This window comes from Lacihabitans lacunae, assembly GCF_042649125.1.
Classification (GTDB): Bacteria; Bacteroidota; Bacteroidia; order Cytophagales; family Spirosomataceae; genus Leadbetterella; species Leadbetterella lacunae.
Genome location: NZ_JBHRYQ010000001.1, coordinates 687249 through 709911 on the forward strand (window position 1 = coordinate 687249; position 22663 = coordinate 709911).

General features: G+C 34.4%; 20 protein-coding genes. 13 read left to right on the forward strand and 7 right to left on the reverse strand.

Annotated features, from left to right (window positions below; all coding sequences use genetic code 11):
• The first annotated feature begins 5 nt into the window (after positions 1 to 5).
• Entirely contained in the window at positions 6 to 353 is a 348-nt protein-coding gene (locus ACFOOI_RS02920; protein ID WP_379834852.1) for a hypothetical protein, read from the forward strand.
• Here ACFOOI_RS02920 and ACFOOI_RS02925 read toward each other — a convergent pair.
• Genes ACFOOI_RS02925 through ACFOOI_RS02935 form a run of 3 tightly spaced genes read right to left on the reverse strand, consistent with a single transcriptional unit; the run spans position 350 to position 2993 of the window.
• Positions 350 to 1171: a DUF3822 family protein gene (locus ACFOOI_RS02925; protein ID WP_379834854.1), complete on the reverse strand. Its 822-nt coding sequence runs from the start codon at positions 1169 to 1171 to the stop codon at positions 350 to 352. The two genes, ACFOOI_RS02920 and ACFOOI_RS02925, sit on opposite strands and share 4 nt — an antisense overlap.
• Positions 1164 to 1640, reverse strand: a complete 477-nt coding sequence (locus ACFOOI_RS02930) for an NUDIX domain-containing protein (RefSeq protein ID WP_379834856.1) — start codon at positions 1638 to 1640, stop codon at positions 1164 to 1166. Before ACFOOI_RS02930 ends, ACFOOI_RS02925 begins: the two co-directional genes overlap by 8 nt.
• 30 nt (positions 1641 to 1670) lie before the next feature.
• Entirely contained in the window at positions 1671 to 2993 is a 1323-nt protein-coding gene (locus ACFOOI_RS02935; protein WP_379834859.1) for a DEAD/DEAH box helicase, read from the reverse strand.
• A gap of 130 nt (positions 2994 to 3123) precedes the next feature.
• Here ACFOOI_RS02935 and ACFOOI_RS02940 point away from each other — a divergent pair, with 130 nt between their 5' ends.
• The 7 genes from ACFOOI_RS02940 to ACFOOI_RS02970 all read left to right on the forward strand — a co-directional run bounded on the left by ACFOOI_RS02940 (position 3124) and on the right by ACFOOI_RS02970 (position 10755).
• Positions 3124 to 3714, forward strand: coding sequence for a 3-keto-disaccharide hydrolase (locus ACFOOI_RS02940; RefSeq protein ID WP_379834862.1), 591 nt, complete (start codon positions 3124 to 3126; stop codon positions 3712 to 3714).
• Positions 3715 to 3819: 105 nt separating this feature from the next.
• Positions 3820 to 4863, forward strand: a complete 1044-nt coding sequence (recA, locus tag ACFOOI_RS02945; RefSeq protein WP_379834864.1) for a recombinase RecA — start codon at positions 3820 to 3822, stop codon at positions 4861 to 4863.
• A gap of 173 nt (positions 4864 to 5036) precedes the next feature.
• Complete coding sequence (locus ACFOOI_RS02950) at positions 5037 to 5828, forward strand: DUF3108 domain-containing protein (protein ID WP_379834867.1); 792 nt, start codon at positions 5037 to 5039, stop codon at positions 5826 to 5828.
• Between the two features lie 284 nt (positions 5829 to 6112).
• Entirely contained in the window at positions 6113 to 7432 is a 1320-nt protein-coding gene (locus ACFOOI_RS02955) for a UDP-glucose dehydrogenase family protein (RefSeq protein ID WP_379834869.1), read from the forward strand.
• Between the two features lie 17 nt (positions 7433 to 7449).
• The gene (locus ACFOOI_RS02960) at positions 7450 to 8421 is read left to right on the forward strand and encodes a UDP-glucuronic acid decarboxylase family protein (RefSeq protein WP_379834872.1); all 972 of its coding nucleotides are present in this window, start codon (positions 7450 to 7452) and stop codon (positions 8419 to 8421) included.
• Positions 8422 to 8554: 133 nt separating this feature from the next.
• Positions 8555 to 10237: a DUF885 family protein gene (locus tag ACFOOI_RS02965; protein WP_379834875.1), complete on the forward strand. Its 1683-nt coding sequence runs from the start codon at positions 8555 to 8557 to the stop codon at positions 10235 to 10237.
• Positions 10238 to 10296: 59 nt separating this feature from the next.
• Complete coding sequence (locus ACFOOI_RS02970; protein ID WP_379834877.1) at positions 10297 to 10755, forward strand: hypothetical protein; 459 nt, start codon at positions 10297 to 10299, stop codon at positions 10753 to 10755.
• A gap of 74 nt (positions 10756 to 10829) precedes the next feature.
• Here ACFOOI_RS02970 and carB read toward each other — a convergent pair whose 3' ends face one another.
• The 3 genes from carB to ACFOOI_RS02985 all read right to left on the reverse strand — a co-directional run bounded on the left by carB (position 10830) and on the right by ACFOOI_RS02985 (position 16286).
• Positions 10830 to 13673 carry a carbamoyl-phosphate synthase large subunit gene (carB, locus tag ACFOOI_RS02975; protein ID WP_379834880.1) on the reverse strand — a complete coding sequence of 948 codons (2844 nt, stop codon included), beginning with the start codon at positions 13671 to 13673 and terminating at the stop codon, positions 10830 to 10832.
• 143 nt (positions 13674 to 13816) lie between these two features.
• Entirely contained in the window at positions 13817 to 15373 is a 1557-nt protein-coding gene (locus tag ACFOOI_RS02980; protein WP_379834883.1) for an NFACT RNA binding domain-containing protein, read from the reverse strand.
• Complete coding sequence (locus tag ACFOOI_RS02985; RefSeq protein ID WP_379834885.1) at positions 15363 to 16286, reverse strand: Ppx/GppA phosphatase family protein; 924 nt, start codon at positions 16284 to 16286, stop codon at positions 15363 to 15365. Before ACFOOI_RS02985 ends, ACFOOI_RS02980 begins: the two co-directional genes overlap by 11 nt.
• Positions 16287 to 16514: 228 nt before the next feature.
• Here ACFOOI_RS02985 and rpsU point away from each other — a divergent pair, with 228 nt between their 5' ends.
• From rpsU to ACFOOI_RS21970, 3 genes are read left to right on the forward strand one after another with little or no spacing between them, the layout of a single operon-like run.
• Entirely contained in the window at positions 16515 to 16709 is a 195-nt protein-coding gene (rpsU, locus tag ACFOOI_RS02990; RefSeq protein ID WP_379834887.1) for a 30S ribosomal protein S21, read from the forward strand.
• 55 nt (positions 16710 to 16764) lie between these two features.
• Positions 16765 to 17643, forward strand: a complete 879-nt coding sequence (locus tag ACFOOI_RS02995) for a tyrosine-type recombinase/integrase (protein ID WP_379834890.1) — start codon at positions 16765 to 16767, stop codon at positions 17641 to 17643.
• Positions 17644 to 17653: 10 nt separating this feature from the next.
• A complete protein-coding gene (locus ACFOOI_RS21970; protein WP_449274513.1) occupies positions 17654 to 19597 on the forward strand; it encodes a M1 family metallopeptidase in 1944 nt (647 codons plus the stop codon).
• 42 nt (positions 19598 to 19639) lie between these two features.
• On the opposite strand, the gene ACFOOI_RS03010 is transcribed toward ACFOOI_RS21970, so the two are convergent.
• On the reverse strand, positions 19640 to 20476 hold the full coding sequence (locus tag ACFOOI_RS03010) for a transglutaminase-like domain-containing protein (RefSeq protein ID WP_379834893.1): 837 nt from the start codon (positions 20474 to 20476) through the stop codon (positions 19640 to 19642).
• A 108-nt stretch (positions 20477 to 20584) separates the two neighbouring features.
• Here ACFOOI_RS03010 and galE point away from each other — a divergent pair, with 108 nt between their 5' ends.
• Complete coding sequence (galE, locus tag ACFOOI_RS03015) at positions 20585 to 21604, forward strand: UDP-glucose 4-epimerase GalE (RefSeq protein ID WP_379834895.1); 1020 nt, start codon at positions 20585 to 20587, stop codon at positions 21602 to 21604.
• A complete protein-coding gene (gene rfbB, locus ACFOOI_RS03020) occupies positions 21601 to 22659 on the forward strand; it encodes a dTDP-glucose 4,6-dehydratase (RefSeq protein WP_379834898.1) in 1059 nt (352 codons plus the stop codon). Before galE ends, rfbB begins: the two co-directional genes overlap by 4 nt.
• The last annotated feature ends 4 nt before the right edge of the window (positions 22660 to 22663 follow it).

Sequence of the window (22663 nt, forward strand, 5' to 3'; positions counted from 1 at the left end):
ACATTATGCAGTTATCATTAATAGACGAAGTTCCAGAGTTTTCGAAAAAATTTTTTTTGGATGTATTTGCAGAAGCTCTGTATGATTTTAAGTCTGATAAAATGAAGCTAAAGACCATTGAAGGGCAAAATATCCCTAATGATATGAAGGTTTCAATTCCAAGTAAATTCCTCTCCAAATATCCAGAAGGCACCATTTATAAGGTAGATACCAGGTTGATAGATAAGTCTGGTAAGAAACCTTATTTTGTGGCTGTAAAAAGTAAAAGTGTACAAAGAGCCATTGAATTTTTTGAATACAACCTAAAAGTTCAGTATGGTTTTGACTACAAAATGTACAAGAAAAAAGCCTAAGCGATAAAAAGACTTAGGTACCTGTGTTCCGATATTTCTCCAAAATATTGCGTTAATTTCACTTTACCTTGGCTCTCTCCAAGATTTATATTTTGAATATTTTCTTTTAAAAGCCTGTAAAAAGGTGAGTATTCGGTAAGTTCCCCAAAATATTCAACGAAAGTATTCTCCTTTTTTTTCAAACTTTCTTTCAAAAAAGAATCTATATTTCTAGAAATAAGAGGTGTGCAGTTAAAAATAAGCGTTTCTTTATTCATCGCCAAAACATACATAAACTTATCATCTACGAATATATTATTTCTGTCTTTCAGTTTGTTTCCTGCTGTAAAATGATTCAGAACCAGTGCTGGTAATGAAACTTCAAATAAGTCTTTATTAGGGTATATTTTACTAAATACTTCTGCAAAAGCAGCAGGGTATTGAGAGAGGAGGATATGTTTGTTTATTTTGTGGCTGTTTGAAATGAAATTAAAAGAATTATTTCTTGGAAAGCACGACTTTAAGAATGAAAACTCATCTCCATCATTGTTTAGGGCCTCAGAAATTAGAATAAAAAACGGGGTGTCATAGATTATTTTAATTTCTTTCCAAAAATTAGCAGCCAAAAAAGTATGATTGTTGATTATTTCAGCAACTTTATTTGCAGCATTTGTAAAACCAATATCCACACCAAGGAAATGGTCTTCCAACCAATATACAGTTTCTTTTTTCTTAATAATAAATTTAAATCGAGATACAGATATTTGCATAATTAAAACGTGCTGATCAATTTCCTCGATCTTGAACCTGTCGTCGCATATTTTAAAAACATTATCCATGTAATAAATTTAATGTGGGTTTGTGACTTACCAAATCATTAAAAGTTAAAAATGATTCCCAAAATTTTGATTTTTGATTATTCGGTAATTTTTTTATTTCTACGAAAGTTTTCCAATCTAAATCAGTAAGTATGTTTAATTCAGGGTCAAAACCCAAAATTGCCTTTTTTGATAGACTTGATACCTCAAAATACAATTCAATAGCATGAAGGGAATCATTTATATATTCTTGTAGAAAAACCAAGCGTTCTACATGTATGTCTAAACCAACCTCTTCTCTGAACTCCCTAGCAACGGCTTGCTCAGCAGTTTCATTTTCCTCGACCCCACCACCAGGCATATTCCAAAATGTATTTTCTGAATTAAGCCCTGAGTGATTCAATAACAAGATTTTTTCTTCGTGAATTAATATTCCACAAGCTCTAATTCTGATTCTTCCTCCGTATAATTCTTGTATTGCCTTATCCAATCGCTGGGCTTATTTGTGTTATGAAACGACTTATTTAGGTATTTCCTTTTTATAAGATTTACCGTATTTCCTTTTCTTTTCAGCTTCTATATTTCTCCTTACGTTTACTTTTTTATTTTTTTCTTTTTTCTCATGGAAAGCAGGGCCGATGTCCACTTTCTTTTTGGGTATTAAGACCTTCATCACAGGCTCATCTATTTCAAAAATCATCAGTCTATCCGAAACTTCAATAAATGACGGGGTTTCAGAAATCGTGAGTTTTTCACCCATGAGTTCCTCTACAGCTACTCTTAGGTCAACTTCTCTAGGGCTTATCATCGAAATCGAAGTTCCGTTTTGCTGGGCTCGTCCGGTCCGTCCAATTCGGTGAATGTATATTTCGGGGTCTTCTGGTAGCTCAAAGTTTACTACGTGAGAAACCTCTGTTAAGTCCAATCCACGAGAAACAATATCTGTGCAAATTAAAGTTTTAATCTCTCCAGATTCAAACCTTTTGATGGCGTTAAATCTAAAATTCTGTGACTTATTTGAATGAATAACATCCACGTCTTCTATTCCTCTTTCTGTCAATTCGTTTAATAAAATGTCAGCTTGAGCTTTGTTTGTCACAAAAATCAAGTTTTTAGTCATTTCCTTGTCATTGGCCAATAAAACCTCTATGAAGTTGATTTTTGTTTGAAAATTTGGAACTAAATATGCCTTTTGGTTAATGCTATCTAATGGCGAACCTGCGGTTGGCGTTTCTATTTGTACCGGACTTTTGAAAAACACATCCAAAATTTCTTCTGCATCTTTTGTCATAGTTGCCGAAAACAAGAGGTTCTGCCTTTTTTCTGGAATTTTATCAAAAATCAATTCAAGCTGAGGCCTAAATCCAAGATCAAGCATCATGTCAAATTCGTCAATCACTAGTTTTTTGATGTTTTTGACTTTTATGGCACCAGCAGCGGCTAAGTCTGTAAACCGGCCTGGAGTAGCTACCAAAAGATCACATCCATTCAAAAGCTCTGCCACATGCGTTTTCATATTGACGCCTCCATAAACACCTACTGTGTCGAAGCTCATATATGTAGTAAGCGATTGTGCCACTTCTACCACTTGTGCTACCAATTCTCTTGTAGGGACTAATATTAATATTTGAGGAAGTTTTTCTTTCGAGAAAGTCCACATTCTTAAGAGTGGTAAAAGGTACGCCAAGGTTTTTCCTGTACCAGTTTGGGCTATTCCACAGATATCTCTTCCCGACATCGCTACCGAAAATACCTGCTCCTGAATCGGCGTAGGATTTTCTAATTCTAGGTCTTCTAAAGCCCTTAATATTGATTTATTTAGATTTAATTCTTCAAACTTCATTCGTATACTTTTTTCCTTATCAATCACAAAGGTAAATTATAGTTTCTTCTCGATTTATTTTTTAACGTTATAATTGAAAATTTAATTCTATAGTAGTACTTTGCTAACTGATAAAAAATATTCAATCCAAATGAAAAACATTCTTATTCTGTTGTGTGTATTTCCACTTGTTTCCTTTTCACAAAAGAGCAAAAAAGTAGCTTTGTTTAATAAAAAAGATTTGACGGGTTGGGTGATTTACGGTACTGAAAAGTGGTATGTAAAAAATAAAAATTTGGTTTGTGAATCGGGGCCAGATAAGGGTTACGGTTATTTGGGTACAGAAAAGTCATATAAAAATTTTGAATTGACTTTGAAATTTAAACCTGAGGCTAATGGCAACAGCGGCGTGTTTTTTCATTCAAATATTACAGGAACCAAGGTAGCAGGTTGGCAAGCGGAAGTAGCTCCTCCCGGTTACTTTTCGGGTGGAATATATGAATCATATAAAAGAGGTTGGTTAATTAAGCCCGATGCATCCTTAGATAATGTAAAAATGGGCGAATGGAATAGCATGAAAATTAAAGTGCACGGTGATGAAGTTACAACTTGGGTTAATGACATTCAGATGATATTTTTAAAAGATGCCGCAATTGACTCAGATGGAAAAATAGCATTGCAGATTCATGATGGGGGAGGGATAAAAGTAATTTGGAAAGAAATATTTATAAAAGAGATGTAGTTAAGTTATTGAATATTAACAACTTACAATGATTGCTAATATTTATAGCAGAATATATCTAAAAAAATACAATATATTTGTTTTAATAATTCAAAACTAAAAAAAATGGCAGCTGAAAATTCAGATAAATTAAAAATTTTACAAAGCACACTTGACAAACTTGACAAAGCCTATGGAAAAGGTACTGTGATGCGACTAAGCGATACTAAAGTAATGGACGTACCTGTAATTTCTACTGGTTCATTAGGTTTAGATTTAGCTTTGGGTGTTAGTGGTTTTCCTAAAGGTAGGGTCATAGAAATATATGGGCCAGAATCATCTGGTAAAACCACACTGGCCATGCACGCAATAGCCGAAGCACAGAAAAGGGGAGGGATTGCAGCTTTTGTAGATGCTGAGCATGCTTTTGATAGAATTTATGCTGAAAAATTGGGTATAGATACCAAAAACTTATTGATTTCTCAACCAGATTATGGTGAACAAGCACTTGAAATTGCCGAGCATTTGATTTCGTCAGGTGCTATTGATATTCTTGTAATAGACTCAGTAGCTGCTTTAGTACCTAAGGCCGAGTTAGAAGGAGAAATGGGAGATAGCAAAATGGGTCTTCAAGCTCGTTTGATGTCTCAAGCTTTGAGGAAATTGACAGGTACCATCAATAAAACAGGTTGTTGCTGTATATTTATTAACCAATTGAGAGATAAAATTGGTGTAATGTTTGGAAGCCCTGAAACTACCACTGGTGGTAATGCACTTAAGTTTTATGCTTCGGTGAGAATTGATATTAGAAGAATTGGTCAAATAAAAGATAATGATTCAAATATTATCGGTAACAGAACAAGAGTAAAAGTTGTTAAAAACAAAGTAGCTCCTCCGTTTAAAGTTATCGAGTTTGATATTATGTATGGCGAAGGAATCTCCAAGGCCGGAGAAGTGTTAGACCTTGCAGTTGATTTAGATATTGTAAAAAAATCTGGTTCATGGTTCTCATATTCTGACAATAAATTAGGTCAAGGTAGAGACAGTGTTAAAGGTTTAATAAAAGACAACCCGGAGCTTATGGCTGAACTTGAAGAAAAAATTAAGGCCACCGTAGCAGGAAATGCTGATGCTCTCATGGATAAAAATGTAGAAGATATAGTGGATTAATTTTCGAATAGAATGTTAATGAAATGTAAAAAAGATGTCATTAGGCATCTTTTTTTTGTTTGCGATTAACCTTTTGCATGTTTTTTGCGTCTTATTAGTATGTGTAAAACGTATTATCTATTTGACTTTATACGTTTTAACTATTAATTTTAAGAATAATTCACAATAAAAATATGAATAAATTAAAACTCTTAATTCTTGTTTTTGCATCATTCTTGATATTTTCATTTGTGGCGAACGACTATCGTTTTGTTAGCAATGGAAGTTTTAAACCAGGAGAAAGTTATGACTATAAAGTAAAATATGGATTTTTAACAATAGGTGCAGCAGATGTTGATGTAGACGAAAAGATATATTCTTTAAATGGGAGACCTTGTTATAAAGTTAATGTGCAAGGTAGAACAGCCGGCCTTACCGACATGTTTAAAGTTAGAAACACGTATAGGTCGTATGTAGATACATTGGCTTTTATTCCACATAAGTTTATTTATAGTGCTCGCGAGAAAAGTTACAAAAGAGATCAAATAATTAATTTTGATCAAACGCACAATGAGGCTGTAAAATACGAAAAAGACGAATCCAAGAAATTTGATGTACCTAACAATATTCAAGATGTTATTTCTGGGTATTATTTTTTAAGAACTGTTGATTTTTCAAAATTTGGAATAGGACATACTATTTCAACACCATTATTTTTTGATGAGGAATTGTATCAAATGAAAGTAAGATATAATGGCAAAGGAACGGTGGATACCAAGTTTGGTAAAATTAAGGTGTTAAAGTTAAATCCTATTTTGCCCAAGAACGATTTGTTTAGTGGTGAGAATGCAATCAGGGTATGGGTGTCTGATGACGAAAATAGAGTCCCTATTAAAATTGAAGTTGACTTTTCATTCGGTACAATAGATATGGAGTTGAAAAATTACAAAGGAGTTAAATATCCTTTTAGGTGGTATAAAGGATAAAGAATTATAAAAAAACTTAGTTTAAGGAGCTCATTTTTGGGCTCCTTTTTTTGTTTATATATTTTGTGTTTTATAAAGAAATATTCAGTTAATTTTTTCATACCATACATCTAAACTTCAACAAAAAGTGAACATAGAGTACTAAAAAAGTGGACTTGTGAGCAATTTTGTTTATTTATCGTATATATTTTTAAGTTTTGTGTTAATTTTTTCATGTAATTTGATAAAAAGTTATTTTTTATATTATACCTTTGTTTCAATATTAAATAATCCAAAATATAATTATGAAAATAGCCGTAGTTGGAACTGGTTACGTTGGTTTGGTTACAGGTACATGTTTTGCTGAAACAGGCAACACTGTAACTTGTATAGACATTGATGCTTCAAAAGTAGAAAGCCTATCGAAAGGTAAAATGACTATTTATGAGCCAGGCTTAGACGTACTTTTTGAAAGAAATAGAAAAGAAAATCGTTTGCTTTTTACAACCAATCTTGCAGAAGGTATTAAGGATGCTGAAGTTATATTTTTGGCTTTGCCTACACCTCCTGGTGAAGATGGATCTGCAGATTTAAAATATATATTGGGAGTGGCCAATGAGTTAGGGAAAATTTTGGATCACTATGCAGTAATTATCGATAAGAGTACTGTGCCTGTGGGTACATCCGAGAAAGTACATGCTGCTGTAGCCGCAAATGCTAAAGTAGATTTTGATGTGGTTTCTAATCCTGAATTTTTGAGAGAAGGAGTTGCCGTTGATGACTTTATGAAGCCTGACCGTGTAGTTATTGGTACAAATTCAGAACGTGCTAAAGTAATTATGGAAAAACTTTATGCTCCTTTGGTTAGACAAGGCAATCCCGTGATTTTTATGGACGAGCGTTCTGCTGAAATGACTAAATATGCTGCAAATGCGTTCTTGGCAATGAAAATTACGTTTATGAACGAAATAGCAAACCTTTGCGAAAAAGCAGGTGCTGACGTTGACAATGTTAGAAGAGGTATTGGTACCGATAGCAGAATTGGGAAGAGATTTTTATTCCCAGGTATTGGATATGGCGGAAGTTGTTTCCCTAAAGATGTGCAGGCGTTAGGCAAAACAGCTACTGAATATGGCTACGATTTTAAAATACTTAAATCGGTAATGCTAGTAAACGATAAGCAAAAAACTAAATTAATACCACGCGTTAAAGAATATTTTGGTGGTGAGTTAAAAGGTAAAACTATCGCCCTTTGGGGTCTTGCATTTAAGCCACATACAGATGACATCAGAGAGGCACCAGCTTTGTATAACATCAAGGCATTAAGAAGAGCAGGAGCCAAAGTTGTTGTTTTTGATCCTGAGGCAACTGCAAATGTCCGAAAAGAAATAGGTAAAAAAGTGAAGTATGCTAAATCTCCTTACGAGGCTGTGGAAGGTGCTGACGCTTTGATGATTATGACGGAATGGCCAGAATTTAGAACACCAGATTTCGAAAAATTGAGTGCGGCTTTAAATAATAAAGTTATATTTGATGGTAGAAACCTATATGATCTTACTGAAATGAGAACTTTGGGGTACGATTATTACTCAATTGGTAGAGAAGATATAGTTGTTTCTAAATAAAAATATCATAATTAAGAATGAAGAGAATATTAATTACAGGAGGAGCCGGATTTTTAGGTTCACATTTATGCGATAGATTTATAAAAGAAGGCTACCACGTAATAGCTATGGATAACCTGATTACAGGTGACCTAAGAAATATCGAGCATCTTTTTAAATTGCCAAACTTTGAATTTTACCACCATGATGTTAGTAAGTTTATTCATGTGCCTGGTGAATTAGATTATATTTTACACTTTGCTTCGCCAGCAAGCCCTATTGATTATTTGAAAATACCTATTCAAACGCTAAAAGTAGGTTCTTTAGGAATTCATAACTGCCTTGGATTGGCACGAGTTAAAAAATCAAGAGTTTTAATCGCTTCCACTTCAGAGGTTTATGGTGACCCTCAGGTACATCCACAAACAGAAGAATATTGGGGACATGTGAATCCAGTAGGTCCAAGAGGTGTCTATGACGAGGCCAAAAGATTCCAAGAAGCTATGACAATGGCTTATCATACCTACCACGGTTTAGAGACTAGAATCATTAGAATTTTTAATACATATGGTCCAAGAATGCGACTGAACGATGGTCGTGTTTTACCAGCTTTTATTGGCCAAGCACTTAGAGGTGAGGATATAACTATTTTTGGTGATGGTTCTCAAACGCGTGCTTTCTGTTATGTTGATGACCTAGTTGAAGGTATTTATAGACTTTTAATGTCTGATTATGCTCAACCAGTAAATATTGGTAATCCTTCGGAAATATCTATAGCCGATTTTGCAGAAGAAATAATCAAACTTACAGGAACTGATCAAAAGGTGGTTTATAAAGACCTGCCGGTTGATGATCCGAAACAAAGACAGCCAGATATTACCAAAGCAAAGGAAATATTAGGTTGGGAACCTAAAGTAGACCGAGCTGAAGGTTTGAAAATAACGTACGAGTATTTCAGAAATATGCCAAAAGAAAGACTTTTTGAAGAAGCAATTCATAGAGAGTTTTAAAATAAATATTTTATTCAAAAGAAAGCCATAGCACCTTAGTGTTGTGGCTTTTTTGATTTAAAAACAATTCTAAAATTGACTCCAATTTGTTTAAAATTAGTAACTTACTTTTTTAAACCTAATTCATCTTCACATGAACAAACTAATACTCTTTTCTTTGCTATTTTTTGGTTTTTATGCCCAAGCAAATGATTTACCAGAATTGATATCCACTTATCAAGCAGACAAGTCTGCTTTAGAGAGAAAATACCCCAATGGGCTTTCAGATATTTATTTTGAAAGGATGACTAAGTTTTATGTAGAATGGGAGAAAGATCTCGAAAAAGTCGATTTTAAGGCTCTTTCTAAAGTACATAAAATTGATTATGTTTTACTTAAAAATCAAATAAAGCGAAACGCTTATTTTCACTCCTTAGAAAAAGTTGAATATGAAAAAGTAAAAGATGTTGCAGCATTTGCCACTGATATTTATGCATTTAATGAAATTAGGAAAACAGGAAAAAATGTAAACGCAGGAGAGTTAGCTTCAAAATTTAATGATGCTAATAAAAAACTATTAGAATTAATAAAAGATTTAAAATCTAAACCTAAATATACAAGCTGGCAAGCAGCAGAACTTGCTTCTGACATCATTTTTCAACTCAAAAAAGCCACAGATGAATCGCATAAGTTTTATTTTGAATACAATCCAGAATATATGTGGTGGATGAAAACTTCGCAAGTTACACTTACCAAAAACTTAGAAAAGTATGCCGATGCCCTGAAAGGACATTTTGAAAATACACTCGTAAAAGACGATGGGAGTGGCATAATTGGTAAGCCGATAGGCAGAACGGCAATACAAAAAGAACTTGAGTTTGAATTTATTTCCTATACACCCGAGCAGTTAATAGCCGAAGCAAACAAACAATTTGCTTGGTGCGAAAAAGAAATGATTATGGCCTCAACTGAGCTAGGTTACGGAAATGATTGGAAGAAGGCTTTGGAGTTTGTTAAGCAAACGTATGTTCCACCGGGTCAGTGGCAAGAAGACGTAAATAAATTGGCTTGGGAAGCTATTGATTTTGTAGAAAAGAGAGATTTGGTAACCGTTCCGCCTCTAGCAAAAGAAACATGGAGAACCGTGATGCTTTCTGCAGATGCACAGCGTGTTAGTCCGTTTTTTTTAGGAGGTGAAGTAATTCAAGTTGCGTATCCTACAGCTGATATGGAATACGACGATAAAATGATGAGTATGCGTGGAAATAATCCGCATTTTTCGAGAGCTACAGTGCATCATGAGTTAATACCGGGTCATCACCTTCAGATGTTTATGAATCAGCGAAACAAGCCATATAGACGGTTGTTCTATACACCTTTTTGGATAGAAGGTTGGTCATTATATTGGGAGTTTAATCTTTGGGATAAAAATTTCCCGAAAACTCCTGAAGATAAAATCGGCATGTTGTTTTGGCGTATGCATAGATGTGCGAGAATAATATTCTCTTTGAATTACCATTTAGGGAAAATGACTCCACTGCAATGTATTGATCTTTTGGTTGATAAAGTGGGCCACGAGAGGGCAAACGCTGAAGCAGAAGTCAGGAGGTCGTTTACGGGGCGTTACGGTCCTTTGTATCAAATTGCGTATATGATTGGGGGGCTGCAGTTTTATAGTTTACATAAAGAGTTAATAGATGGAGGCAAAATGTCAGAAAAACAATTTCACGACACAATTTTGCAAAACAACGCCATACCGGTAGAACTGGTTAAAGCTATTTTAAAAGATGAGGAAATTGAAAGGGATAAAAAGTCTACTTGGAGATTTCTAGATTAAGATTAGCTGTTATATATAAATGAGATACTTATATTTGTGGTTAAATAAATGAGAAACCTATGAATAAATTAAAAAATAGTATCGTTTTTGTCAGTTTTGGTGCAGTCTTAATATTTGCTCAAAGTTGTAGGACAGATGAAGGAAATGAAAAACTGCAAAATGTAGGTCAAAAAGTAGGTGTATCTGCTTCTAAAGTGGTTAAAGGCGTAAAGTCGGGCATTGAGAAAGCAGTAAAAATAAATATCGGCTTATCAGAATCTTTAAAAAATAGGGGAGTAAGCTGTGGAAGAGTGGAGCTGGGCAACGAAGGCGGTAGACATAATAAACTAAGCGTTTATATGATTTTTGATAAAGCCATAAATCGTAATGTAACAGTTAAGGTTGTGGATAATCAAGGCTTAGAAGTTGGCAGGTGCAAAGCTTTACTCAAAGGTGCAGCAGGTGATACAAAATATGTAGATTTCGTGTTTGATAAAAGAACCAATATTGATCGTGATTTCGTGATTACAATGGAGTGATTCCCCGAGTTATAAAGCATAAAAAAAGAGCTGTTGAAATTTTTCAACAGCTCTTTTTAGTATTTAGCTAAAAATCATCTACTCATGTACATATTTCTCTCAGAATAAACTTGTAAGAAGAAATCGTCTGTTAAGTCATCTATGAAATAGATTCCTTCTCCAGTTGATTTCATTTCAGGTCCTAATTCTTTATTTACATTTGGGAACTTACTGAAAGAGAACACAGGGATTTTGATGGCATAACCTTTCTTAACTGGTTTGAAATCAAAATCTTTTACCTTTTTGTCTCCTAACATTACTTTGGTAGCGTAGTTAACATAAGGCTCTTGATATGCTTTGCAAATAAATGGTACTGTGCGAGACGCTCTAGGGTTAGCCTCAATTACATATACTTTTTCGTCTTTTATAGCAAACTGAATATTAATCAAACCTTGCGTTTTAAGCCCAATCGCTATCTTTTTGGTATATTCTTCTATTTGCTTGATTACGTTTTCGCTCAAATCAAAAGCAGGTAAAACTGCGTAAGAGTCACCTGAGTGAATTCCGGCAGGTTCAATGTGCTCCATGATACCAATGATATAAGCCTCTTCTCCATCACAGATTGCATCTGCTTCTGCCTCAATTGCGTTTTCAAGGAAGTGGTCAAGCAGGATATTGTTGTCAGGGATTTCATTCAAAATCTTAACAACATGTTGCTCCAGTTCTTGTTCATTGATAACAATTTTCATGCTTTGCCCACCCAATACATAACTTGGACGAACTAACAATGGAAACCCAAGGGACTTAGAAACCTCTACTGCCTTGTCTGCTGTTCTTACTGTGTCAAATTGCGGGTAAGGTATTCCTAATTCTATAAGTTTTTCTGAGAATCTACCTCTGTCTTCTGCAAGGTCAAGGGCTTCATACGAAGTACCGATGATTTTAATGCCATACTTTGTAAGTTTCTCAGCCATCTTAAGGGCTGTTTGTCCTCCTAACTGTACGATTACACCCACTGGTTTTTCATGAAGGATAATGTCATAAACATTTTCCCAGAAAACAGGCTCAAAATAAAGTTTATCTGCAATATCCGGATCTGTTGATACAGTTTCAGGATTACAGTTTATCATGATGGTTTCGTATCCACATTCCTTTGCAGCTAAAACTCCATGCACACACGAATAATCAAACTCAATTCCTTGTCCAATTCTATTTGGTCCTGATCCTAAAACCAAAATCTTTGGCTTTTCAGTAACTATAGACTCATTGTCAGGATTTGATTCAGAGGCATTAAATGTAGAATAGAAATACGGTGTTTTTGCTTCAAATTCAGCTGAACATGTATCTACACATTTAAATACTCTGTTTATTTCAAGTGATTTTCTTTTGTTGAAAACCTCACTTTCTAAACATCTCAATAAGTGAGCTATTTGACGATCGGCATAACCTTTTTGTTTTGCGTCAAGCAATAGTTCTTTTGAAATATTTTCAATCGTGTATTTTTCAATTTCGTTTTCTAAAATAATAAGATCCTCTATTTGACGTAGGAACCATTTGTCTATTTTAGTAAGTTTTTGAATGGTATTAAATGAAAGTCCCGCTTTGAAGGCATCATAAATATGGAATAGTCTATCCCACGATGGATTTGCAAGGCTATATTTTAATTTTTCTTGATCTCTTTCTTCTCTTCCGTCAGCTCCAAGTCCGTTTCTTTTTATTTCTAAAGATTGACATGCTTTTTGAAGTGCCTCTTGGAAGTTTCTTCCGATACCCATAGTTTCACCTACAGATTTCATCTGAAGACCTAATCTACGGTCACAGCCAGGGAATTTGTCAAAATTCCATCTTGGAACTTTCACAATTACATAGTCAATAGCTGGTTCGAAAAACGCTGAAGTATTTCCAGTAATTGGGTTAATTAATTCATCTAAGTTATATCCGATCGCCATTTTGGCGGCAATTTTGGCAATCGGATACCCCGTTGCTTTTGAGGCCAATGCAGATGATCTACTAACTCTTGGATTTATTTCGATTGCAATGATATCGTCGTTTTCAGGGTTAAGTGAAAACTGAACATTACAACCACCAGCAAACTGACCAATTCCATTCATCATTTTGATGGCCATGTCTCTCATTTTCTGATAAACGGTATCAGGAAGAGTCATAGCAGGTGCTACAGTGATAGAATCACCGGTATGCACGCCCATAGGGTCAAAGTTCTCGATGGTACAAATGATTACAATATTTTGATTGTTATCTCTTAGTAGCTCAAGTTCGTATTCTTTCCAGCCCATAATAGACTGCTCAACTAATACTTCGTGAACAGGCGAGGCATGTAAGCCATTGTTTAGTGCAGCATCGAATTCTTCAGCAGTGTTTACGAAGCCACCACCAGTACCACCCAAAGTATATGAAGGTCTGATTACTAGCGGAAAGCCAATTTCTTGGGCAATTTCCTTTCCTTCAAGGAATGATTTGGCAGTTCTACCTTTACAAACTCCTATACCGAGTTCAATCATTTTGTGTCTAAAAAGCTCACGATCTTCAGTAGTCTCTATAGCTTTGATATCTACTCCAATGATTTCTACACCGTATTTTTTCCAGATACCAGCTTTGTCAGCATCGATAGCGAGGTTTAGTGCAGTTTGCCCTCCCATGGTAGGTAATACATGGGTAATGGGTCTGCCCATTTCTTGGTGTATTTTCAGAATTTCAATTAAAGACTTTTTCTCAAGAGGCTTTAAATAAACAAAATCGGCATTCATGGGGTCGGTCATGATTGTTGCCGGATTGGAATTTATCAACGACACTTCAATTCCTTCCTGTCTGATTGATCTTGCTGCTTGAGAACCTGCGTAGTCGAACTCACATGCTTGTCCTATGACGATTGGTCCTGAACCGATGATTAGGACCGACTTAATGCTAGAATTTTTTGGCATTTTTGAAAGAGGGGTTTCGATTTGATTATCGAAGCACAAAGTTAAGAGATTATGTGGAACATGAAATAAATTATTTTACTTTAATCATAAAAAAGTGGCATTTTTGAAATATAGCATCAAAAAACGCTTCCTTATCATAATCATTATTTTAATTCTGGTTTTACCATAATTGTAGATTCTTTGTCCACTATTACCTTACCATCAGGCAGTCCTTTCTTTTTTCTAACATACTTTTTCAGTGTATGCATAACCGGTACTAAGCTCTCATTTTTTCTTTTTGAAAAATACGCTGCTAGAGCAGCTGCATATTCCAAAACATGATTTGGGACATTTTGAGTGCCAATTTTCTTAATAATCACGTGTGAGCCCGACACATCACGAGCATGGAGCCAAATATCTTCTTTGTGTGCATATTGAGTAGTTAATATGTCGTTGTTTTTTGCATTTTTTCCAACCATAATCGTATAACCGTCTTTTTGAAAACATTTAAATAGGTCTTCTTTGTCTGGTTTTCCTGATTGAATTGTATTTTGCGATTCACTTTTTATATAGGTTCTTAGTTCTTTAAAATCTTCTATTTGGCGTATTTTCTCTAAATCAAATATTAAACTTTCTAATTTTTCTGAATGAAAAGCTAAATTATTCTCAAGGTTTTCTATTTCTAATTTTTCGTTTTTCGACTTGCGATAATAATTCTCAGCATTTTTCTGAGCACTTAATTCTTTTTTTAGTCTAATTTTTATGTCCTCGTTGGTATAAAAATTATTTAGCACCACTTGTTCTGCACATTCTTTAACTAAATGAAGATTAGCCATTAATATGTGGCCTAACTCTTCATTTTTTGTGCTGTTTTTTAAGTTATCAAGTTTAGAAATCGAGTTTGTTATATAGTTTTCTGTTTTTTTAACCTCTTTTTCTAATCTTTTTAGTTCAATGTCCTTTAGATTGGCAAAAGTGAAATCTTTTTGATAAAACAAATAAAAAGCATTTGTGGCTTCTATGGCAGAACTAAACTGACCTTCATTTTTTTCGGTGGGAATTAAACTTAAGCAAGGAATCCCATTTTCAAATCCTATGTAAATAGGGTCGGTTTTTAGTTTTTTTTCAAAATCTTGAAGGTATTCCCACTTTCGAGATTCAGATAGGTTTAGATACTCTTCGTTTTGTTGAAAATACTTTTTTATAGTTTTACCAAAAGTGACATACAGTTTGCTGTAATCACCGTTATGGTTTTGGAAGTTTTCGAATGAAAACTCGATATGTTTTCCTAAATCTGAAAGCTTTATATCCTTATCAGAAAGTAGCTTATTATTGAAAGTATAGGTAAGCGTTTCTTTTTCGTAAATTAAAATATTTGGTCTATTTCCGAAAAATTTAAAAACCACGGAAAAGTCATTTTCAAATTCGAAACAAATGGCTCGCTCATTTTCAAATGGTTTGACATTTTTAAGCTTTTTTCCTTTTAATTCCGGCCAAAGATTAATTGTATTTTTTTTTGCTCTAGCATATTGTCTTAAAAAGTTAAGACACGAGAAAGTTGTAGTAACAGTGGCTTTTAAAAATGCCTGATTATCTCCTTCGGTTAGTTCAAAAATCACCTCATCTTTTTCCTGACTAAATATTTCCGATATTTCATATCCAAGATAAGTGCTGTTTATTTCTTCAGCAAGTCTACTTAAGAAATAATAATTAGTATGCATTTTCAGATTGTATTTTATATGCTGCTCCTTCTTTTAGAGCGTAGTTTGAAATTTTAATTTGTTCTACTCCAAAAGTTTGAATCAAATACTTTATTAAACAAACTGCCACAACTATCATATCTACTCGCAATGGAATCATGCCTTTTAATGCCATCCTTTGCTCTTTATTTGCAAACACTAGAGATTCAAATGCAATCCAAAATTCACTTAAAGGATATTCGAAACCTGCTTGGTTTTCTGGCGGAAAGTTACCTGTTGTTTTATTGAAATACAGGTCATTGAGTGTATCAAATGAGCCCGATGACCCGACCATGATTTTCGGATGATATTGGTGAATAGCATTTGCAAGAGGCAGTAATTCGGTTTGGAAATAAGTGTCCATTTTTTGAATCTCGGTAGGTGGGAGTGGGTCTTTTTTCATAAATTTTTCCATCAGTCTTAAGCCACCTATTTCAAAACTGTGTTTCCACAATATTTTTTCTGCATTACAGATTATGAATTCTACACTTCCGCCGCCAATGTCAACTATAAGCGAGTTTTCCAAAATGTTTACTGCATTTTTAACACCTAAATATATAAGGTTGGCTTCCTCTAAGCCATCTATAACGCTTATGGAAATACCTGTTTTTTCTTTGATAAAATTAACAAACTCGGTTTGATTGTCTGCATTTCTAATGGCACTTGTTCCAAAAGCATGCACATTGGTTAGGTCTACATTGAATTCCGAAAGTTTTTTTGTAAAAACCTCAAAAACACTAAGTGCTCGTTCAAACGCATCTGGTAATATTTGTTTTATTCCGATACCCCCCATGCCAATTTTGGCCGCAATGGAAGTGTTAAATAAAACTTCTTGGTTTTCTTTTATTAGCAAATGGAAGGTATTAGTACCTAGATCTATTACTGCGAATCTCATTTTTATAATTCTTAATTTTTACAAAGCTATGAAGTTTTTTAGCTCAAAAAGAGATAAAACCAGATTCCAAATGTACTTTAATTAAAGAATTTATTCTTTAAAGTTACAAAAGTCTATAATTCTGTTTAAAATAGTGATTTTAAATCAATAGTTTTAGTGTTTATTATTGTTTTAAATAAAAAAACATCTACCTTTGCAGTCCGTAAAAAAAAGAAGGAGGTGTAAATTATGCTACATATTCAAGTAAAAGAAAACGAATCAATCGATAAAGCTCTGAAACGTTTCAAGAAGAAGTTTGAAAAAACTAGAGTTTTGAAAGAGTTAAGATCGCGTCAAGCATTCGAAAAGAAATCTGTATCGCGTAGATTCGAAGTAATTCGTGCAGCGTATAAGCAGAAAACATACGGACATATAGACGATTAATCTTTTTGTTTAAGATAAAAATCGACTAATTTTGTTAATATTAATATTAATAAGGTTGGTCGATTTTTTTTTGTCATATCTCAAAAACGAAAAACGCTTAAGTGCATACACACTTAAAGCATATGCGACTGATATTAAACAGTTTGAGTCTTTTGTCCTTTCCTTTCATGAGAACTTATATTTAGAAAAAGCTTCGTACCAAGACATTCGAGCTTGGATAATAAGCCTATCCGACCAAAAGATTGACAATAAGTCTATAAATAGAAAAATAGCAACACTTCGGACTTTTTATAAATTACTTATTCAAAAAGGTAAAATCTCAGTTGATCCTACATTTGGTATAAAGTCTTTAAAAAAAGCTAAAAAGCTACCTGTCTATGTAGAAGAAACTCCAATGGAGAATCTGTTTGATATGGTTGAATATCCAAATGGCTATGTAGGATTAAGAGATAGGTTAATTTTAGAGTTATTGTATAGTACGGGAGTTCGTTTGTCTGAACTCATAAATCTAAAAACCCTTGACGTTGATTTTTCAGGCAAACAAATGAAGGTATTAGGAAAACGCAATAAATACCGCATAATTCCGGTTATTGACCAATTGATTGTGCTTTTTAAGAAGTATCAACAGGAGGTTGTAAGTCAATTTGGTCAAACCTCAGAGTTTTTTATTCTTTCTGATTCGGGCAAAAAGCTTTATCCGGTTTTTGTACAACGAAAAGTGAAGCATTATTTATCTCAGGTAACCACGATTTCAAAGAAATCGCCGCATATATTAAGGCATACGTTTGCCACTCATCTGCTTAATAGAGGAGCGGAGTTAAATTCCATTAAAGAATTGTTGGGTCATGCGAGTTTAGCCGCAACTCAGATTTATACACATAATACTATTTCACAATTAAAAGAAATACATAAAAAATCACATCCTAAAGCTTAAATAATAACATATGAAAATCAAATTTTTGCTCGTTTTATCTCTCTTTACTCCATTTATGGGTAATGCTCAAGAGACTTCTAAGTACAACCCGAATGATGTATTTAGTCCGCTTATCAATTACCAACCTTCTACAGTCTACAGAAGTGCCTCGGGTCAGCCGGGGCCTATGTATTGGCAAAATCAGGCCGATTATTTTATCAAAGCATCATTAGACGATGTTAAAGATCTGGTTTCGGGTGAAATTACTATTACCTACACCAACAATTCGCCAGATGTATTAGATTTTATTTGGCTTCAAATGGATCAAAACAAATTCAGTTCGGCTTCGAAGGGGAGTCAAACTACACCAATGGCAAGAAGTAGATATGCCGTTAGAGATTTTGAAGGCGGATATACTATTTCAAATTTTTCTACAAATAAACTTTTAAAAAGATCTAAACTAAAGGATGTTTTGAAAGCAAACAATGTGGAAGAAACCAGAATGCAAGTAAAATTAACTGAGCCTTTAAAGTCAGGAGAGAAAGTTCAAATAAGAATGAATTTCTCGTTTCCTATCCCGGAAAATGGTGCAGACCGTTTAGGGATGTTTGGTGCCAAAGCAGGAAAAATATATGAATTGGCTCAATGGTACCCACGCGTCTGTGTTTACGATGACGTAGAAGGGTGGAACACCACACCTTATATTGGTGCGGGTGAGTTTTACCTTGAATATGGTAAGTACGAGTATGAAATTACAGTACCTGCCGGGCATGTGGTGGTAGGTTCGGGAGCGTTACAAAATGCATCAGAAGTTTTAACTAAGTCTCAAATAGCGAGTTTAGATAAAGCTAAAAACTCAAACACTACCGTTGATATTATTTCTGCAAATGAAGTTAGTGCAGCAGGAACAGGTACGAAAACTTGGAAGTTTAAGTGTGAAAACTCACGTGATGTAGCTTGGGCAAGTTCGAAAGCCTTTGTGTGGGATGCCGCAAGTGCAACTTTACCCTCAGGTAAAAAAGTATTGGTTCAGTCGGTTTATCCAGCGGAGTTTGGAGGTAAAGCTGCTTGGGGAAGATCTACCGAATATTTAAAACATAGTATTGAATTTTACTCGGAAGAGTTGTATGAATATCCGTATCCAGTAGCCACAAACGTAGCTGGTATAGTAAGTGGAATGGAATATCCTGGGATTGTTTTTTGTGGAGCTGATAGTAAAGGTGAAGGCCTGTTTGGAGTTACTGATCATGAGTTTGGCCATACTTGGTTTCCGATGATAGTGGGTTCAAATGAACGGAAATATGCATGGATGGACGAAGGTTTCAATACCTATATTAATTCACTTTCTGCAAAAGCGTTTAACAATGGAGAGTATTTTTCTGAAAGAAGCGGTCAAAGAATGGCTTCGTTTTTTAGTAAAACCACGCCGGTTATGACAGAGCCAGACGCTATGGCTGAATTTGATATTGGTATCTTAGCTTATTACAAACCGGGTTACGGCTTAACTATGCTAAGAGAAACGGTAGTTGGGCAAGAGAAAATGAAATTTGCGATGCAAGAGTACATCAAAAGATGGGCATTTAAGCATCCAACTCCATTTGACTTCTTTCATACAATCGAAGACGCTACGGGTGAAGATTTAGGTTGGTTCTGGAAATCATGGTTTTTGGAAACATACAAAATTGACCAAGGCATCAGTTCTGTCAAATACGCTAACTCTAAAGTAGAAGACGGTATTGTGATAAAAATTGAGAACCTGGAGCAAATGCCAATGCCAGTAGAAATCGAAATTAAAGAAAAAGATAAACCTCTTAAGAGAGTAAAACTACCTGTTGAAATTTGGCAGAAAAAAGGTGAATGGACATTCTCTTATCCTTCAACGGGTGAAATTGAGTATGTGAAATTGAATCCGAGCGAGATTTTGCCAGATATAAACACAAAAAATAATATCTGGAGACCAGAGAAGAAAAATTAAAAAATAGTAGGTGAAAAGGAGGGAGCCAAAAGCTCCCTTTTTTTATGACTTTTTAAGTATTTCTAAAAGTAAATTTACCTCCTCCTGCTTTTCTTCCTCTCCATGTTTTTGGAAAGAATATACGAGATTGGTCAATATTCTTCTAATGATTTCAACATTTGAGCAGGAAATATAATATCTGTCTTCTTGCTCTAATTTCATCTGTTTTAGATAGTCATCGATATCGTTTCTGCTAAAAATCTGACCTTTATTAAATGCATTTACATAAAAAGTAATGCCCGGATAATTATATATTAATACAAAAAGACTAGGGAGATTGACACCGTAAATAGGTAAGTCTAGTTTTTTTGCTAATAGAATATAGATACAACACAACGCCACCGGATTTCCTTTTTTGTTTTGCAAAACCAAGTTAAACATGGAGTTTGAGGTAGAATGAAAATTTTTAACATTCGCTTCAAAGCCGTATTTTTCAAAAATAGTATGATTTAAAACTTTAATTATGTCATGTGGGTGTACCAGATCTTGAATACTTACCCAAGCATCTAAATACATTTCATTTATTATTTTCTCTAATTGAGATTTTTTCAAATCCGGATATTGATAGGTAGAGAGTAGAAAAAGGCCTTCAAGAAGGTCATCTTCATTGTTTTCTTTCCAATTTATAAGTTTCGATTTTAGTTTGGCAAATTGTAAATCATGAACTAAAAACTCTATTTTTTTCTGTAAAATGGGGTTTAAACTGTGGTTTTCCCAAGCTGACTCTAAGTGCGGAATAATTGCATCACCGAAGCTTTTTATCTTTGATTCAATAATAGACACCACCTCAGTATCTGAGTCGTCTAGTAAGGTTATCATCGCATTTAGCTCGTCATTCATATTGTTTGTTTTCTCCATTTCGAAGCAATATCATGGCTAAAGGTTTATATTCCAAACAAAATTTTTAAAAGATTAAGCTATGTACTATTTTTGTAAAAAAGAAACTGAATGAATATACTCGTAACTGGAGGTGCAGGTTTTATAGGTTCACACACCGTAGTCGAATTATTTGAGGCAGGCTATAGCCCAATTGTAGTCGATGATTTAAGTAATTCGAATGCCTCTGTTTTTGATGGTATTAGAAATATACTCGGAAAAGACATCCCTTTTTATCAAGTTGATTGTAACGATTTTGATAAAGTAAAGGAAATAATAGAAAAAGAAAAAATTGACGGCATAATTCACTTTGCTGCTTTTAAAGCAGTAGGGGAGTCGGTTCTTAAACCGGTAAAATACTATAAAAACAACTTGGGGTCATTACTCAATATGCTTGAGTTAATGGATAATACCTTAGCTAAAAAGCTAGTATTCTCTTCTTCTTGCACGGTTTATGGTCAACCTGACGTAATTCCTGTTACAGAAGGCACGCCACTAAAAAAAGCGGAGTCACCTTATGGTAATACTAAAAGTATTTGTGAGGACATTTTAACTGACACAGTTACGGCTAGTAAAGATCTTCAAATAATTTCATTAAGATATTTTAATCCTATAGGAGCACATCAATCGGCTGAAATAGGCGAATTGCCAAATGGAGTGCCGAGCAATTTGGTGCCTTTTGTGACACAAACTGCAATTGGTAAAAGAGAAAAGTTGGTAGTCTTTGGAGACGACTATAATACTCCCGATGGCACAAATGTCCGTGATTTTATTCATGTTGTAGACTTAGCGAAAGCCCACGTAGCAGCATTGAATCTACTTTTTAAGCAAACCGATAAGTTTTACGATGTATTTAACCTAGGCACTGGAAAAGGGAATTCGGTTCTTGAGGTAATTCAGACTTTTGAAAAAGTGAACAATATTAAGCTGAAATATGAAATTGGACCAAGACGTAATGGAGATGTAGAGAAAATCTATGGGAATGTAGATAAAGCAGAACAAATATTAGGTTGGAAAGCCGAAAAAACACTGTCTGAGAGTTTGAAAAACGCTTGGGCTTGGGAACTAAAATTAAAAGAAAAGAATATATGAAATTCGAAAAAACACTGTTGATTACGGGTGGAGCCGGTTTTATTGGTTCTCATGTAGTTAGATTATTCGTTACTAAATATCCAAACTATAGAATAGTAAACTTAGATAAGCTTACTTATGCTGGAAATTTAGAAAACTTGAAAGATATTGATCAGTCTGCAAACTATGTTTTTGAACATGGAGATATCGTAGACGAAGCTTATATTGACGCTCTTTTTGGTAAATATGATTTTGATGGGGTAATACATCTTGCTGCAGAATCTCATGTAGATAGATCAATTACAGACCCGATGGCTTTTGTGAAAACAAACGTGATTGGTACGTGTAATCTTTTGAACTCAGCAAAGAACTCTTGGAAAGATAAAATGGATGAAAAGAGGTTTTATCATGTTTCTACTGACGAAGTATACGGGGAACTACACGACCCAAGTACGTTTTTTGTAGAAACCACTCCTTACGACCCTAGGTCGCCTTATTCGGCTTCAAAGGCGAGTTCAGATCATTTTGTGAGAGCATACTATAATACCTTCAAACTACCTGTTGTAATTTCAAATTGCTCAAATAACTACGGGCCAAATCACTTTCCTGAAAAGCTAATACCTTTGATGGTAAATAATATTAAAACTAAAAAGCCACTTCCGGTTTATGGTAAAGGTGAAAACATTAGAGATTGGTTGTATGTAATTGATCATGCAAGAGCCATTGATGTAATATTCCATAATGGAACAAATGGCGATACATATAACATTGGTGGTAATAACGAATGGACAAACATAGATTTGGTACATTTGTTATGTGATCTAATGGACAAAAAAATGGGTAATGCTCAGGGAGAAAGTAGGAAACTAATAACTTATGTAAAAGACCGTGCGGGCCATGATCTAAGATATGCCATTGATGCTTCTAAACTTATGAACGAACTTGGGTGGGAGCCTTCTGTGACATTCGAAGAAGGTTTAGCTAAAACTGTAGATTGGTATTTTGATAACTGGAGCTGGATTGAAAATATCACTTCGGGAGATTATCAGAAGTATTACAAAGAAATGTACGCTTAAAAAA

Coding starts and splice junctions, on each gene's coding strand:
- ACFOOI_RS02920 (WP_379834852.1), top strand. CDS start 6: ATGCAGTTATCATTAATAGACGAAGTTCCAGAGTTTTCGAAAAAATTT.
- ACFOOI_RS02925 (WP_379834854.1), bottom strand. CDS start 1,171: ATGGATAATGTTTTTAAAATATGCGACGACAGGTTCAAGATCGAGGAA.
- ACFOOI_RS02935 (WP_379834859.1), bottom strand. CDS start 2,993: ATGAAGTTTGAAGAATTAAATCTAAATAAATCAATATTAAGGGCTTTA.
- ACFOOI_RS02940 (WP_379834862.1), top strand. CDS start 3,124: ATGAAAAACATTCTTATTCTGTTGTGTGTATTTCCACTTGTTTCCTTT.
- recA (WP_379834864.1), top strand. CDS start 3,820: ATGGCAGCTGAAAATTCAGATAAATTAAAAATTTTACAAAGCACACTT.
- ACFOOI_RS02950 (WP_379834867.1), top strand. CDS start 5,037: ATGAATAAATTAAAACTCTTAATTCTTGTTTTTGCATCATTCTTGATA.
- ACFOOI_RS02955 (WP_379834869.1), top strand. CDS start 6,113: ATGAAAATAGCCGTAGTTGGAACTGGTTACGTTGGTTTGGTTACAGGT.
- ACFOOI_RS02960 (WP_379834872.1), top strand. CDS start 7,450: ATGAAGAGAATATTAATTACAGGAGGAGCCGGATTTTTAGGTTCACAT.
- ACFOOI_RS02965 (WP_379834875.1), top strand. CDS start 8,555: ATGAACAAACTAATACTCTTTTCTTTGCTATTTTTTGGTTTTTATGCC.
- ACFOOI_RS02970 (WP_379834877.1), top strand. CDS start 10,297: ATGAATAAATTAAAAAATAGTATCGTTTTTGTCAGTTTTGGTGCAGTC.
- carB (WP_379834880.1), bottom strand. CDS start 13,673: ATGCCAAAAAATTCTAGCATTAAGTCGGTCCTAATCATCGGTTCAGGA.
- ACFOOI_RS02980 (WP_379834883.1), bottom strand. CDS start 15,373: ATGCATACTAATTATTATTTCTTAAGTAGACTTGCTGAAGAAATAAAC.
- ACFOOI_RS02985 (WP_379834885.1), bottom strand. CDS start 16,286: ATGAGATTCGCAGTAATAGATCTAGGTACTAATACCTTCCATTTGCTA.
- rpsU (WP_379834887.1), top strand. CDS start 16,515: ATGCTACATATTCAAGTAAAAGAAAACGAATCAATCGATAAAGCTCTG.
- ACFOOI_RS21970 (WP_449274513.1), top strand. CDS start 17,654: ATGAAAATCAAATTTTTGCTCGTTTTATCTCTCTTTACTCCATTTATG.
- ACFOOI_RS03010 (WP_379834893.1), bottom strand. CDS start 20,476: ATGAATGACGAGCTAAATGCGATGATAACCTTACTAGACGACTCAGAT.
- galE (WP_379834895.1), top strand. CDS start 20,585: ATGAATATACTCGTAACTGGAGGTGCAGGTTTTATAGGTTCACACACC.
- rfbB (WP_379834898.1), top strand. CDS start 21,601: ATGAAATTCGAAAAAACACTGTTGATTACGGGTGGAGCCGGTTTTATT.